This window comes from Aquamicrobium defluvii, assembly GCF_004363725.1.
Classification (GTDB): Bacteria; Pseudomonadota; Alphaproteobacteria; order Rhizobiales; family Rhizobiaceae; genus Mesorhizobium; species Mesorhizobium defluvii.
The window spans coordinates 33827-47113 of record NZ_SNZF01000014.1; the positions used below are offsets into that span (position 1 = coordinate 33827).

Sequence of the window (13287 nt, forward strand, 5' to 3'; positions counted from 1 at the left end):
ATCAGTCCGCCGCAGGCAGCCGGCGAATGGTGAACTCGATGATGTCGCCGGGACGTTCGAACCAGCTTTCGATCTCGGTCCAGTAAGCCTGCTTCGGCCACCGCCGGAACCATTCCTGCGCCTTGGCGCGCGCCTCCGGCCGGGACAGGACGAAAGTCTCCCTGAGAAAGCCGTCGCGCGATCTGCCGCCACGCTCCGTCCGGCTGCGTTCCAGCCGCTTCTTCAGGCCATCCAGCGGCGGTCTTGCGGGCGTGCGCAAAAAAGCCTCCTTGACGCTTGCCCCACAGAGATTAGGGATCACGGCCGCAAAAGACGAGTCATTTTACGGACCGCGGGGTCCGCAAGCGGAGACGCCAGTGCAGCAACGACCCGAGATCCCGGCAGGACTGCCGGCCGACATCGAAGAAAAGAAGCAGACGGCAAGGATCTGGTTCGAGGAATTGCGCGACCGCATCTGCGCGGCTTTCGAAGCGCTGGAGGACGAACTGTCCGGCCCGCAATCCTCATGGACGCCCGGCCGCTTCGAGCGCAGCCCGTGGGAACGCGACGAAGGTCGCGGCGGCGGCGGCGTCATGTCGATCATGAAAGGCCGGCTGTTCGAGAAGGTCGGCGTTCATACCTCGACGGTCCATGGCGAGTTCTCGCCCGAGTTCCGCAGGCAGATTCCCGGCGCGGAGGAAGACCCCCGCTTCTGGGCGAGCGGCATTTCGCTGATCGCGCATCCGTGGAACCCCAACGTGCCGACCGTTCACATGAACACCCGCATGGTCGTCACCTCCCGGCGATGGTTCGGCGGCGGGGCCGATCTAACGCCGGTGCTGGACCGCCGCCGCACGCAGGAAGACCCCGACACCGTCGCCTTCCACCGCGCCATGCAGTTCGCCTGCGACAAGCATGCCGGGGTGGCCGACTACGGGCGCTACAAGGACTGGTGCGACGAGTATTTTTATCTGCCCCATCGCAACGAGCCGCGCGGCATCGGCGGCATCTTCTTCGACTGGCTGCATTCGGGCGAGGACAAGGGAGGCTGGAAGGCCGATTTCGCCTTCATGCAAGATGTCGGCCGCGCCTTCCTCGTCGCCTACCAGCACATCGTGCGCAGGAACTTCAACGATGGCTGGAGCGAGCAGGACCGCGAGGAACAACTCGTGCGCCGTGGCCGCTATGCCGAGTTCAACCTGCTCTACGACCGGGGCACGACGTTTGGCCTGAAGACGGGAGGCAATGTCAACTCGATCCTGTCGAGCCTGCCGCCCGAAGCCAAATGGCCGTGAGAAGAGCCGGTTTCCCATATATTCGGACGGGTGAGAGCCCATGTTCAACCCGGCATATGCGCGACGCTGCCGATCAAATTTGAGCACGGCAGGGATCGAACCCGGCCCTGATGTGTTATGGTTGCCCGACAGACAGGAAAGGAGGAACCGATGAAGGAATTTCATTGCGGATCGCTCGTCCCCGGCTGCGAGTGGCACACCCGCGCCGACGAGGAAGCTGAGGTCATGCGCCGGGCCGTCGAGCATATGCGCGAAACCCATGGCGAAACCACAATTCGCGAAACGATGATCGAGGCCATCCGCTCGCGCATCGAAAAGGTCAGGGACGCGGCCTGACTTCGCTGGCGGCGCGCTCCAGCAGCGCGTCGCGCCCGAGCGCGAAACCGCTCGCCACCCAGTCCTGCTCGAGGCGCTTGAGCAGGCCACCAAGCTCCGGCCCGGGCACGGCTCCAAGCCCCTTCAGATCAGCCCCCTTCAGCGGAAATTCAGGTCTTGTCCAATTCTGCACGAAGGCAAGCTGGCGGGCGTATCCGCCAGCCTCGACCAGCGCCTTGTCATCTTCGGCCACACGGCCACGGGCTCCCGACAGGGCAAGGCGAAGCCGGTCCGTAATGGCCTGCAAATCGCCGGCATAGAGCTGGCGGGCAAGCTCGCCTTCCGCCATGTCAGGCCGAACCGCAGGTGCAAGCGCCCACCGCTCCAGACGATCCGCTTCCGCCCGCGACATGCGCATACGCCTGGCCAGGTCGGTCATGCGTGCAGCGTCCGGCGGCAGGATTGCCTCCAGCCTCAACATCGCGTCGGCCGGCCAGCCGAGGTCGGCTTCGGCGCGCACCAGCGCGTGGATCGCGTCGATCCCCCATTTCTCGCTTTCGGGCAGGATCCGCGACAGCACGCTGGCATGCCGCATCCACAGCAGGGCGCGCGACGGATCGGGTGCCGAAAGCAGCTTCTTCAGTTCCGCCCAGACTCGCTCGGCCGAAAGCTGGTCGAGTCCCTCCTTCAGCCGGGCGCAGGCTTTCAGGCCCTCGCCATCCGGCCGTCCGCCGCCATACCAGGCGAAGAAGCGGAAGAAGCGCAGGATGCGCAGATAGTCCTCGCGGATGCGCGCTTCCGGATCTCCTATGAAACGCAACCGCCGCGCCTCTATGTCGGCCAACCCGCCGACCAGGTCGATCACCGTGCCGTCGGCCTCGGCATAGAGCGCGTTGATGGTGAAGTCGCGCCGCTGCGCGTCCGCCTTCCAGTCGCGCCCGAAGGCGACGCGGGCGTGGCGACCGTCCGTCTCCACGTCTGCGCGCAGGGTCGTCACCTCGAATGGCCGTCCGCCGGCGACAACCGTTATGGTTCCGTGGTCGATTCCGGTCGGAACGGGCTTGAAACCCGCGTCCTTCGCGCGCCGCATAGTCTCGGCGGGCGTATTTGTCGTGGCGATGTCGACATCCGCCACAGGCTGATCGAGCAACGCGTTGCGCACCGCACCGCCCGCAACCCGCGCCTGCTCGCCATCGGCGCCCAGAACCGACAGCAGGCGTTGCAGATTTTCGTCCGCCAGCCAGTCGCCGCGTCCGGCAATGCTTGCCTTTTCGCTCACTTATAAAGCCTTTCATAAAGGGTGCGGATGATGCCGGCCGTGACACCCCAGATGTGCTGGCCGTCATAGGGCATTTCGTAGAACATCCATTCGGTGTCGTTCCAGATGCGGCTGCCCTGCCGGTGATTGGCGGGGTCCATGAGGAATCGCAGCGGCACCTCGAAGGCGGTGTCCACCTCGTGCGGATTGAGGGTGAGATGGAAGCCCGGCTTCACCACCGAAAGCACCGGCGCGATGCGGTAACCGGTACCCGAAACATAGTCCGGCATCCGTCCCACCACGTCGATGAACGTGTCGGGCAGTCCGATTTCCTCCTGCGTCTCGCGCAATGCCGCATATTCCGGCGTCGGATCGGTGGCGTCGATGCGCCCGCCCGGAAAGGCCACCTGTCCTGTATGGTTGCGCAGCGTTTCGGAGCGCTTGGTGAGCAGAACCGTTGCTTCCTCCCCATGATCGACCACCGGGATCAGCACGGCGGCGGGCCGCAGCCGCACCCCGTTCAGCGTCAGGCGTGGGTGGCCGGGGTTGAAGCGGTGATCGCCATATTCCGGCTGCGCTTCCGCAGGTTCCACCTGTTTCTGCGCCCTCAGGCGGAAAGCTTCGGCTGAGAATGGAGAATTGGCCATGGCCTTCACCCGCACAGTTGCCGCAGTTGTTCTGCCGGCATGATCGGATAGGTTTCACCATTCGAACGCAGTGCGAACATCGTGCCTTGTGGCGTCTCGATCTCCTCGCCATGTTCCACGAGCTGGTACATGACCGGCCGCGACACCAGCGCCTCCAGCCGCCCCCGCACCAGCACATAGGGCTTGAGCCCGCCGGTCCCGCCCTCTTCCAAGAAACGCATGGGATGGCCGGGACCGGCCTCGACCACATCGCCGACATTGGTGCGGAATGTCACGACCTGCCGTCCGTCGCGCTGCGAGACGTCCGCCTCGACAGCCACGAAGGGCGCATCGGCGACCCGGATGCCGACCTTCTCCACCGGGGTCACCAGATAGGTCCGGCCGTCCGCGTCCTTGCGCAGAACCGTCGAAAAAAGCCGGACCAGCGCTGGCCGTCCGATCGGCGTGCCGAGATAGAACCATGTGCCGTCGGCGCGGATCTCCATGTCGAGATCGCCGCAGAAGTCCGGATTCCACCGTTCGACCGGCGGCAAACCCTTTCCCGTGCTGGCGGCGCGGGCAATCAGCGCCTCCAGCCCCCCCGCATCTGCTGCGGCGGCGAGGCCCGGCTGTCGATCTGGCTTGCTTTCTCTCATGGTCACGAAATAGTCACTGTTGTCGCGCTTGTCAGCCTTGGCCTGTGATTTAGACTCTTCAAGTCTTTATGCAATGCCGCGAGTCACGGCATCGTCGGCAGGCAGTTGCCCGCAAGCAGGGCCAAAACAGAGGATCGAGGCACCATGAGCGTCATCGTCACCGAAAGCCCGATCAGCGAAAAGGACATGGTGGAGCAGGCCGAACGGGCGCTGGCCGATATTTCCCGGGTTCGCGAGGGCGTCGGCAAGGTGATCTTCGGTCAGGAAAGCGTGGTCGAGCGCACGCTGGTCGCGCTTCTGGCCGGCGGCCATGCGTTGCTGGTCGGCGTGCCGGGCCTCGCCAAGACCAAGCTTGTCGAAACGCTGGGGGTCGTGCTCGGCCTCGATTCCCGCCGCATCCAGTTCACGCCGGACCTGATGCCCTCCGACATACTGGGCTCGGAAGTGATGGAGCAGGACGAGAACGGCCGGCGCTCCTTCCGCTTCATTCCCGGCCCCGTCTTCGCGCAATTGCTGATGGCCGACGAGATCAACCGCGCCTCGCCGCGCACGCAGTCGGCGCTCCTGCAATCCATGCAGGAATACCACGTCACCGTGGCCGGCCAGCGCTACGACCTGCCCGCGCCATTCCATGTGCTGGCCACGCAGAACCCGCTTGAGCAGGAAGGCACCTATCCCCTGCCGGAAGCCCAGCTCGACCGCTTCCTGATGCAGATCGATATTCTCTATCCCGATCTGGACGCCGAACGGCGCATCCTTCTGGAAACGACAGGCACTTCCGAGGCCCGCGCCGCGAATGTCGTCGGGCCGGAGCGCCTGAAGGAGATCCAGACCCTCATCCGCCGCATGCCGGTGCCAGAAAGCGTGGTCGAGGCGATCCTGAAGCTGGTGCGCTCTGCCCGCCCCGGCCAGGGCGAGGCCGAAACCGACCGCGACGTGGCCTGGGGCCCCGGCCCCCGCGCCAGCCAGGCGCTGACGCTGTGCGCCCGCGCCCGTGCGCTCTACGATGGACGCCTGGCCCCTTCCGTCGACGATGTGAAGGCGCTGGCCGAGCCCGTTCTCCAGCACCGCATGGCGCTGACCTTCGCCGCCCGCGCCGAGGGCATGGGCGTGCGCGACGTCGTGGCGAGGCTTGCAAAGGCTCTCTGATGCCCAGGATAGGCGAGCTCCAGGCACCTGCCGAGACGCGCGAAGCGCTGGCGAGGGCGCGCCAGCGCGCCGCCCTCGTGCCCGACCTGCTGATCGAGGCGCGCCGCATCGCCAACACGGTGGTTTCCGGCTGGCACGGCCGCCGCAAGCGCGGCATCGGCGAGAATTTCTGGCAGTTCCGGCCTTACGTCGATGGCGAATCCGTCAGCCGCATCGACTGGCGGCGTTCCGCCCGCGACGACCACACCTATATCCGCGACCGCGAATGGGAAGCCGCGCATACGGTGTGGCTGTGGGCGGACATGTCCGCCTCCATGCTCTACAAATCGACGCTCGCCACCACCTCCAAGCAGTCGCGCGCACTGGTGCTGGCGCTGGCGGCGGCGGAACTCCTGTCGCGTAGCGGCGAGCGCATCGGCTGGCCGGGCCTTCTCGATCCGGTCAGCACCCGCAACGGAGCCGAGCGCATCGCTTCCCATCTGGCGCACGCGGCGGTGCCGCCGGAACGGCCCGACCTTTCCGGCATCCGCCGCTTCTGCGACATCGTGCTGATCGGCGATTTCCTCGATCCGGTCGAGGACACGCTGTCATGGCTCGACGTGCTTGCCCGCAAGGGCGTGCGCGCGCACCTCATCGAGGTGGCCGATCCGGCGGAGGAAACCTTCCCCTATTCCGGCCGCACGGAATTCACCGATCCCGAAAGCGGCGACCGGCTCACCGCCGGACGCGCCGAGACGCTGGCGGCCGATTACCGGCGCCTTTACGTGGCGCGCCGCGAGGAGCTTGCCGCCTATGCCAGGCGTCTCGACTGGAGCTTCACCGTCAACCATACCGACCGGCCGGCCTCGGAGGCGCTGGTACGGCTGCATGCGGCGCTGACCACGGCAAGCGGCCTTGGCGCAGGAAGGCAATGGGCATGAGCTGGCTGCCGCTCTCCTTCGGCACGCCGATTGTGCTGTTCGGGCTGCTGGCGCTGCCGGTGATCTGGTGGCTGCTGCGCTTCACACCGCCCAAGCCGCAGACGGAGCTGTTCCCGCCGCTGAAAATCCTCGCCCGCGTGCTGAAGCGCGAGGAAACGCCGCAGCAAAGCCCGTGGTGGCTGACCCTGCTGCGGCTGCTGATGGCTGCGCTCGTCATCATGGCGCTGGCCGAGCCGGTGCTGAACCCGCGCGAAAAGGTGACGACGGGCGGTGAGGCATTGGCGCTGGTCATCGACAATGGCTGGGCCTCCGCACCCGACTGGGACAAACGCGTGGCCACCGCCCGCCGTCTGATCGCAGATGCCGGCGCCTCCGACCTGCCCGTGATCGTCGCCTTCACAGCCGAAAAATCCAATGCCGACATCGGCCCGTTCGATGCCAATGCCGCACTCGACCGGCTGCGCGCCACCGCCCCGCGGCCGATCCCGACAGACCGGCAGGCCGTCTATGCCCGCGTTGCCGAAACGCTGGGCTCGATGCCCGGCGCAAGCATCGCCGTGCTCAGCGACGGGCTGGAGGCGCCGGGCGACGACGAGGCGTTCCGGACGCTGCTGGAACGTGGCGCGGCGAATCTCGTCTGGGCCACGCCCGAACGCATCGCGCCGGTGGCGCTCACCGCTTCGGAAAATGAGGTGGACGGCTTTTCCCTGACCGCGATCCGCGCGCCCGGCAACCCCGCCCCCTCCCGGCTTATGGTGGGTGCCTTCGACGACAAGGGCCGCCGCATCGCCGACGCCGCGCTGACATTCGGCACAGGCGAGAACGAGGCGACCGCGACCATGGCGGTGCCATTCGAGCTGCGCAACGACTTTGCCTCGATCGCAATCGACGGCGAGCGTCATGCCGGCGCCGTGCGGGTTCTGGATGAAGGCTCGAAACGCCGCCGCGTCGGCCTCATCTCGCAATCGGAAGCCGATCAGGCCCAGCCGCTGCTGTCGCCGCTCTACTACATCCGCCGAGCGCTCTCGCCCTTCGCCGACCTGATCGAACCCTCCAATCCCGATCTGGCCGAGGCCATTCCGCAGATCCTTGAGCAGAAGCCGGCCATGATCGTCATGTCCGACGTCGGCACCATGCCCGAGCAGGCCCGGCTGAAGCTCACGGAATGGGTCGAGGGCGGCGGCACGCTGGTGCGCTTCGCCGGCCCACGTCTGGCCAATGCCGGTATCGGGGCCGGGGCTGGGGTCGGCCCCGACACCGGAACCGACGACCTGCTGCCGGTGCGCCTGCGCAGCGGCGAGCGCAGCTTCGGCGGCGCGCTGTCGTGGACGACGCCGCAGCCCGTGACCGAGTTCCCGGCCTCCGGTCCCTTCGCCGGCCTCACCCCGCCGCGCGAGGTGACGGTGACCCGTCAGGTTCTGGCCGAGCCCTCGCCCGATATCGTGGACCGGACATGGGCGAGCCTTGCCGACGGCACGCCTCTGGTGACGGGTGCAAAACGTGGCAAGGGCACCATTGCGCTCTTCCACATTGCGCCGACCGCGACATGGTCCAACCTGCCGATTTCCGGAAGCTTCGTGGAAATGCTCCAGCGCGTGGTGCAGCTTTCGCGCAACCAGGGCAGCATAGAGACAACCGCCGACACCATGGCCGCAGCGCTTGCCCCCTACCGGATGATCGCGGCGGACGGGGCGCTGGTGCCGCCCTCCCCCGAGGCGCGCCCGCTGACGCCCGCCACCCGCAACGCGGTGACGATGGAGAACCCGCCCGGCCTCTACGGTTCGGAGGCCGGCGTGCTCGCCCACAACCTGCTCTCGTCCGACAGCACGCTCACCCCGATCCGGCGCCCGCAGGCACAGGTCCCCGTGACGGACATCGACTATGCTTTCGACGAATCGAGCCCGCTCAAGGGTCCTTTCATCGCCGCCGCGCTGGCGCTGATGGCGCTCGATACGCTGGCCGTGTTCTGGATGGGAGGAGCGATGGCACGCCGGGCGCGTTCCGGCCGCAACGCCGCCGCCGCTGCGTCCATGCTCGTGCTCTTCGCGCTGCCGGTCCTGCTTGCCGGCAATGCCTTCGCCGACGATGCCAGGCCCGACGACGCCATGTCCATCGACGCCATTTCGACCACCCGGCTTGCCTATGTGATCACCGGCGTCTCCAGCGTCGATGCAATCAGCCGCGCGGGCATGCAGGGTCTCAGTCGCTTTCTCGTCGAGAAAACGGCTCTCGAACCCGGCGAGCCGGCCGGGGTCGACATCGCCAAGGACGAACTTGCTTTCTATCCGCTGATCTACTGGCCGATCGACCCCGCAGCGCCGATGCCGGACGAAGACGCCATTGCACGCATCGACGCCTATATGCGGCAGGGCGGCACCGTTCTCTTCGACACGCGCGACGAATATTCCAGCGGCTTCGGTGAGGGTGCGACCAGCCCCGCGACCCAGCGCCTGCGCGACATTCTGGGCAACCTCAACGTGCCGCCCCTGGAGCCGGTGCCGGCCGACCATGTGCTGACCAAGTCGTTCTACATGCTTCCCGAGTTTCCCGGCCGCTTCAACGGCAGTCCGATGTGGGTGGAGGCTTCGCTCGACGCCTCCAACATCGACAACCGCCCGGTACGCACCGGCGACGGCGTGTCGCCGATCCTCATCACCGCCAACGATCTCGCCGGGGCATGGGCCATCGACGCTGACGGTGGGCCGCTGCTGCCCACCGTACCGCCGGACCCGATGCAGCGCGTCCATGCCCTGCGCGGCGGCGTCAACATCATGATGTACATGCTGACCGGCAACTACAAATCCGATCAGGTGCATGTGCCGATCCTGCTCGAACGGCTGGGCCAGTGACATGAACAACTGGTCGCTCTCCTTCGAACCCCTGCTCTCATGGCCCCTGCTGGCGGCCGTGCTGGTGCCGCTGACGCTGCTGGCGCTGGCCGGCCTGTGGATGCACAGGCGCGGCGCGCTTCTGCGGCTGGCTGCGCTTGCCGCACTGGCCGCCGCCCTCCTCAATCCCGTTCTCCTCGACGAGGAGCGCGACCCCTTGCAGAGCGTCGTCGCCCTCGTCGTGGACCGCAGCCAGAGCCAGTCGATCGGTGAGCGCGAGCAACAGACCGACGCCGCACTGGCCGGCATGAAGGAGCGCCTCGCCCGCTTCGGCCAGTTCGACGTGCGCGTGGTCGAGACCGGGCGCGGCGATGCCGCGGCCGGAGACCGCACCGAGACGCGGCTTTTCTCGGCGTTGCAGAATGCGTTCCGCGACGTGCCGAACTCGCGCATCGCCGGGGCGGTGATGATCACCGACGGACAGGTGCATGATGTGCCTGCCACGGCGCCCGACTTCAATGCGCCCCTGCATGCGCTCATCACCGGCCACCAGGGCGAGAAGGACCGCCGCATCCGCTTCGAGAAGGCGCCGCGCTTCGGCCTCGTCGGCAAACCGCTCGACATGACCTATCGGATCATCGCCACCGGCGGGCAAACCGGTCCCGTCGATGTGCGCATCGCCGTCAATGGCGAGGACATGGGCACGCAGCAGGCGCTGATCGGCCAGGAAACGCCCCTCAACATCATTGTGCCCAATGCCGGACGCAACATCGTCGAGCTGTCCATTCCCGCCGAAGAGGACGAGCTAACCGACACCAACAACCGCGCCATCGCACTGGTCGACGGCATTCGCGAAAATCTGCGCGTGCTTCTGGTTTCGGGCGAGCCCCATGCCGGCGAGCGCACATGGCGCAACCTGCTGAAGTCCGATGCCTCCGTCGACCTCGTCCATTTCACCATTCTGCGCCCGCCGGAAAAGCAGGATGCGACGCCGATCCACGAACTGTCGCTGATCGCCTTCCCGACGCGCGAACTGTTCGTGGAGAAGATCAACGAGTTCGACCTCATCATCTTCGACCGCTACCAGCACCGCGACGTGCTGCCGATCCTGTATTACGACTACATTGCCGAGTATGTTGAGAACGGGGGCGCGCTGCTGATTGCGGCCGGCCCGGAATACGCCGGCTACAGCACCATCGCGAATACGCCGCTGATGTCCGCCCTGCCCGGCATGCCCACCGGCGAGGTGATCGACAAGGCTTTCTATCCGCGTCTGACAGATCTCGGCCAGCGTCACCCCGTTACGCGCGGGCTCGAAGGCTCGCAAGCCGAGCCGCCGCGATGGGGCCGCTGGTTCCGCACCGTACGCATCGAAAACCCGCAGGGCGAGGTGGTCATGAAGGGCGCCGACGAGCAGCCCCTTCTCCTGCTCGACCGCAAGGGCGAGGGCCGCGTCGGCATGCTGCTTTCCGATCAGGGCTGGCTTTGGGCGCGCGGCTATGAAGGCGGCGGTCCGCATGTGCAGCTTTATCGCCGCCTCGCCCACTGGCTGATGAAGGAGCCGGAGCTTGAGGAGGAACGGCTGACCGCCGACGGGCGCGGCATGGTGCTCGACATACGCCGCCAGACCATGAGCGACGATCCGGGGCCCGCGGAAGTCACGATGCCCTCCGGCAAGACCGTGGAGGTGCGGCTTGCAAAATCCGGGTCCGGCATCTTCACTGGCTCTCTGGAAACGGACGAGATCGGGCTCTATCAGGTCGCCAATGGCGACTTGTCCACGCTCGCCCATGTCGGGCCGGTGAACGCGCCGGAATTCACCGATGTGGTCTCGACAGCCGACAGGCTCAAGCCCGTCGCCGAGGCAGTCGGCGGCAGCGTGCGCCGGCTGTCCGGTTCAGATCCGGGCGGGATCAACCTGCCGTCGGTCGTGCCGGTGCGCCCGTCGGGCGAAGCGGCAGGCGGTGACTGGATAGGTCTGCGCAACACGCAGGACAGCGTTCTGAAGTCTGTCAGCAGCGTGCCCCTGTTCGGCGGTTTCCTGGGCCTGGGACTGCTGTTGCTGGCGCTCGGCGCCATGTGGTATCGCGAGGGGCGCTAAAGCATATCGCCTGAAAGTGGGAACCGGTTTCGGGATAACGACATGCGTAAAAACAGGGGCTTAAAGCGTAAGGAGCGAATCTGAAGGATCGCGACGCGCTTCAGGAAACCGCACCGGCTGCAAGAGATTATCGTCGCAGAACCGCACTCAGCACATCCTGTATGCCGATGGAGCCCACGAAACGCGACTGCTCGTCGAACAGGGCGACGGGGGCAGTCTGCGAGCGCTGCATGGCAAGCATCACGGTCTTCAGTGAGGTGCCGGGTGTCGCCCAGAACACCTGGGAGCCGTTCTCCGGCAGTCTTTCCACATCGCTGCACGACACCCAGTCCGCCGGCCGGCCGCTGCGTTCGGCCGCTATGACCAGATCCTGCGCATCCAGCCTGAAACGGGTGGTCGCGCGGCGGTCGAGCCATACCCAGCCATCACCATCGTGCGCAAGCTCGTGCTTCATGCGCATCACGTTCCACGCGGTCAGCACCGACAGCGGATTCACATTGGCGATGAAGTCTCGCACATAATCGTTGGCCGGCTGGAGCACGATATCCTCCGGCGTGCCGGTCTGAACGATGCGCCCGCCCTCCATGATGGTGATGGTGGTGCCGATCTTCAGCGCCTCCTCCAGATCGTGGGACACGAAGATGATCGTCTTCTTCAGTTTGGCCTGAAGCTGAAGAAGCTCGTCCTGCAACTTGGTGCGGATCAGCGGATCGAGTGCCGAAAACGGTTCGTCCATGAGCAGGATCGGCGCCTCGGTGGCGAAGGCGCGCGCCAGCCCCACCCGCTGCTGCATTCCGCCGGAAAGTTCATGCGCATATTTCTTCGACCACTGGTCGAGACCGACCAGCCTGAGCTGGTTGGCGACGCGTTCGCGCCGTTCCGCGTCCGGCACGCCGGCAAGTTCCAGACCGAAGCCGATATTTTCCTCCACCGTGCGCCAGGGCAGCAGTCCGAACTGCTGGAACACCATCGCCACCTGCTTCTGGCGCAGGCTTCTCAGTGTCGCGTCATCGCACGTCACGACATCGACCATACGGTCGCCGTCATGGACCATCACGCTGCCGCGGCTGACCACATTGAGCCGGTTGACCGCGCGCAGCAGAGTGGATTTGCCGGAGCCCGAAAGCCCCATGAGAACGGATATGTCCCCTTCCTGCACCGTGAGGCTTGCACCGGCGCAACCCAGCACGGCGCCGGTCCTTGCAAGAACCTCGTCGCGCGACGCGCCCCGGTCGATCATTTCGAGGGCGCGCGCCCTGTCCTTGCCGAAGACGATGTCGACATTGCGGAACTCGACGGCGACAGTCATCGGCTGGCTCCCGTGCGGACCCGGCTCATGCGGTCGAGAATGATGGCGATGATGACGATGGCAAGACCCGCTTCAAGCCCCAGCGGGATGTTGACCGAATTCAGCGCCCGCACGACCGGCTTGCCGAGGCCGTTGGCGCCGATCAGCGCCGCGATCACCACCATCGACAGCGAAAGCATGATGCATTGGGTGAGGCCGGCCATGATGGTGGGCATGGCAGCCGGCAGCTCCACCTTCCACAGAAGCTGACGCTTCGTGGCCCCGAAGGCTTCGCCGGCCTCCAGCATCGGCTTCGGCACCGAGGTAATGCCGAGATAGGTAAGGCGGATGGGGGCCGGAGACGCGAAGATGACGGTGACGATCAGGCCCGGCGCAATGCCGAGGCCGAACAGGATGAGCACCGGAATCAGATAGACGAAGGTCGGCATGGTCTGCATCAGGTCGAGGACCGGCTGGAGAATGCGATAGCCCCGCTCGTTATGCGCCGCCCAGATGCCGATCGGCACGCCGATCGCCATGGAGGCGGCAGTGGCGCCGACCACCAGCACCAGCGTCTCCACCGTGTCCTTCCACAGGCCCTGATTGATGATGAAGGCAAGCCCGATCGCCACAGCGACAGCCAGCTTCCACGAGCGCTGCAACCACCATGCGAGAGCAGCAATGAGCAGCACCACGACCACCGGCGGCAGCCACAGGAGCAGGTCGATCAGGCTCTGGAGAACCCAGGTGACCCCGTCGGCGATCGCATCGAAGAACCACTCGAAATTGGTGGTGAGGAAGGTGAAGAACGACCTCCCCCATTGCCCGACCGGGATCTTGAAACTGGCGATCAACGCCGAGACCGGATCCAT

At 66.1% G+C, this 13287-nt stretch carries 12 protein-coding genes; 6 read left to right on the forward strand and 6 right to left on the reverse strand.

Annotation, left to right across the window (positions count from 1 at the left end; genetic code table 11):
* Position 1 precedes the first annotated feature (1 nt).
* On the reverse strand, positions 2-259 hold the full coding sequence (locus DES43_RS12160; protein WP_035028331.1) for a hypothetical protein: 258 nt from the start codon (positions 257-259) through the stop codon (positions 2-4).
* 97 nt (positions 260-356) lie between these two features.
* Between DES43_RS12160 and hemF the strand changes: the two genes are divergently transcribed.
* Entirely contained in the window at positions 357-1274 is a 918-nt protein-coding gene (gene hemF / locus DES43_RS12165) for an oxygen-dependent coproporphyrinogen oxidase (protein WP_035028333.1), read from the forward strand.
* Between the two features lie 150 nt (positions 1275-1424).
* The gene (locus tag DES43_RS12170) at positions 1425-1610 is read left to right on the forward strand and encodes a DUF1059 domain-containing protein (protein ID WP_035028335.1); all 186 of its coding nucleotides are present in this window, start codon (positions 1425-1427) and stop codon (positions 1608-1610) included.
* On the opposite strand, the gene DES43_RS12175 is transcribed toward DES43_RS12170, so the two are convergent.
* From DES43_RS12175 to DES43_RS12185, 3 genes are read right to left on the reverse strand one after another with little or no spacing between them, the layout of a single operon-like run.
* On the reverse strand, positions 1594-2868 hold the full coding sequence (locus DES43_RS12175; RefSeq protein ID WP_035028337.1) for a CCA tRNA nucleotidyltransferase: 1275 nt from the start codon (positions 2866-2868) through the stop codon (positions 1594-1596). The two genes, DES43_RS12170 and DES43_RS12175, sit on opposite strands and share 17 nt — an antisense overlap.
* Positions 2865-3494 carry a CoA pyrophosphatase gene (locus tag DES43_RS12180; RefSeq protein ID WP_035028513.1) on the reverse strand — a complete coding sequence of 210 codons (630 nt, stop codon included), beginning with the start codon at positions 3492-3494 and terminating at the stop codon, positions 2865-2867. The genes DES43_RS12175 and DES43_RS12180 overlap by 4 nt, the downstream gene beginning before the upstream one ends.
* Positions 3495-3499: 5 nt before the next feature.
* Positions 3500-4129 carry a DUF1285 domain-containing protein gene (locus tag DES43_RS12185; protein ID WP_035028339.1) on the reverse strand — a complete coding sequence of 210 codons (630 nt, stop codon included), beginning with the start codon at positions 4127-4129 and terminating at the stop codon, positions 3500-3502.
* A gap of 144 nt (positions 4130-4273) precedes the next feature.
* Between DES43_RS12185 and DES43_RS12190 the strand changes: the two genes are divergently transcribed.
* The 4 genes from DES43_RS12190 to DES43_RS12205 are packed head-to-tail and all read left to right on the forward strand — an operon-like array spanning position 4274 to position 11127.
* The gene (locus tag DES43_RS12190) at positions 4274-5278 is read left to right on the forward strand and encodes an AAA family ATPase (protein ID WP_035028343.1); all 1005 of its coding nucleotides are present in this window, start codon (positions 4274-4276) and stop codon (positions 5276-5278) included.
* Positions 5278-6198: a DUF58 domain-containing protein gene (locus DES43_RS12195; RefSeq protein ID WP_035028346.1), complete on the forward strand. Its 921-nt coding sequence runs from the start codon at positions 5278-5280 to the stop codon at positions 6196-6198. Before DES43_RS12190 ends, DES43_RS12195 begins: the two co-directional genes overlap by 1 nt.
* A complete protein-coding gene (locus tag DES43_RS12200) occupies positions 6195-9047 on the forward strand; it encodes a DUF4159 domain-containing protein (protein WP_035028516.1) in 2853 nt (950 codons plus the stop codon). The genes DES43_RS12195 and DES43_RS12200 overlap by 4 nt, the downstream gene beginning before the upstream one ends.
* A 1-nt stretch (position 9048) precedes the next feature.
* On the forward strand, positions 9049-11127 hold the full coding sequence (locus DES43_RS12205) for a membrane protein (protein WP_035028349.1): 2079 nt from the start codon (positions 9049-9051) through the stop codon (positions 11125-11127).
* Positions 11128-11254: 127 nt separating this feature from the next.
* On the opposite strand, the gene choV is transcribed toward DES43_RS12205, so the two are convergent.
* On the reverse strand, positions 11255-12436 hold the full coding sequence (gene choV / locus DES43_RS12210; protein ID WP_035028352.1) for a choline ABC transporter ATP-binding protein: 1182 nt from the start codon (positions 12434-12436) through the stop codon (positions 11255-11257).
* A complete protein-coding gene (gene choW / locus DES43_RS12215) occupies positions 12433-13287 on the reverse strand; it encodes a choline ABC transporter permease subunit (protein WP_035028355.1) in 855 nt (284 codons plus the stop codon). Before choW ends, choV begins: the two co-directional genes overlap by 4 nt.

Bases quoted from the DNA above. Each gene is read 5' to 3' on its own strand.
- DES43_RS12170 (WP_035028335.1), top strand. From the start codon at position 1,425: ATGAAGGAATTTCATTGCGGATCGCTCGTCCCCGGCTGCGAGTGGCAC.
- DES43_RS12180 (WP_035028513.1), bottom strand. From the start codon at position 3,494: ATGGCCAATTCTCCATTCTCAGCCGAAGCTTTCCGCCTGAGGGCGCAG.
- DES43_RS12185 (WP_035028339.1), bottom strand. From the start codon at position 4,129: ATGAGAGAAAGCAAGCCAGATCGACAGCCGGGCCTCGCCGCCGCAGCA.
- DES43_RS12190 (WP_035028343.1), top strand. From the start codon at position 4,274: ATGAGCGTCATCGTCACCGAAAGCCCGATCAGCGAAAAGGACATGGTG.
- DES43_RS12195 (WP_035028346.1), top strand. From the start codon at position 5,278: ATGCCCAGGATAGGCGAGCTCCAGGCACCTGCCGAGACGCGCGAAGCG.
- DES43_RS12200 (WP_035028516.1), top strand. From the start codon at position 6,195: ATGAGCTGGCTGCCGCTCTCCTTCGGCACGCCGATTGTGCTGTTCGGG.
- DES43_RS12205 (WP_035028349.1), top strand. From the start codon at position 9,049: ATGAACAACTGGTCGCTCTCCTTCGAACCCCTGCTCTCATGGCCCCTG.
- choV (WP_035028352.1), bottom strand. From the start codon at position 12,436: ATGACTGTCGCCGTCGAGTTCCGCAATGTCGACATCGTCTTCGGCAAG.
- choW (WP_035028355.1), bottom strand. From the start codon at position 13,287: ATGGATCCGGTCTCGGCGTTGATCGCCAGTTTCAAGATCCCGGTCGGG.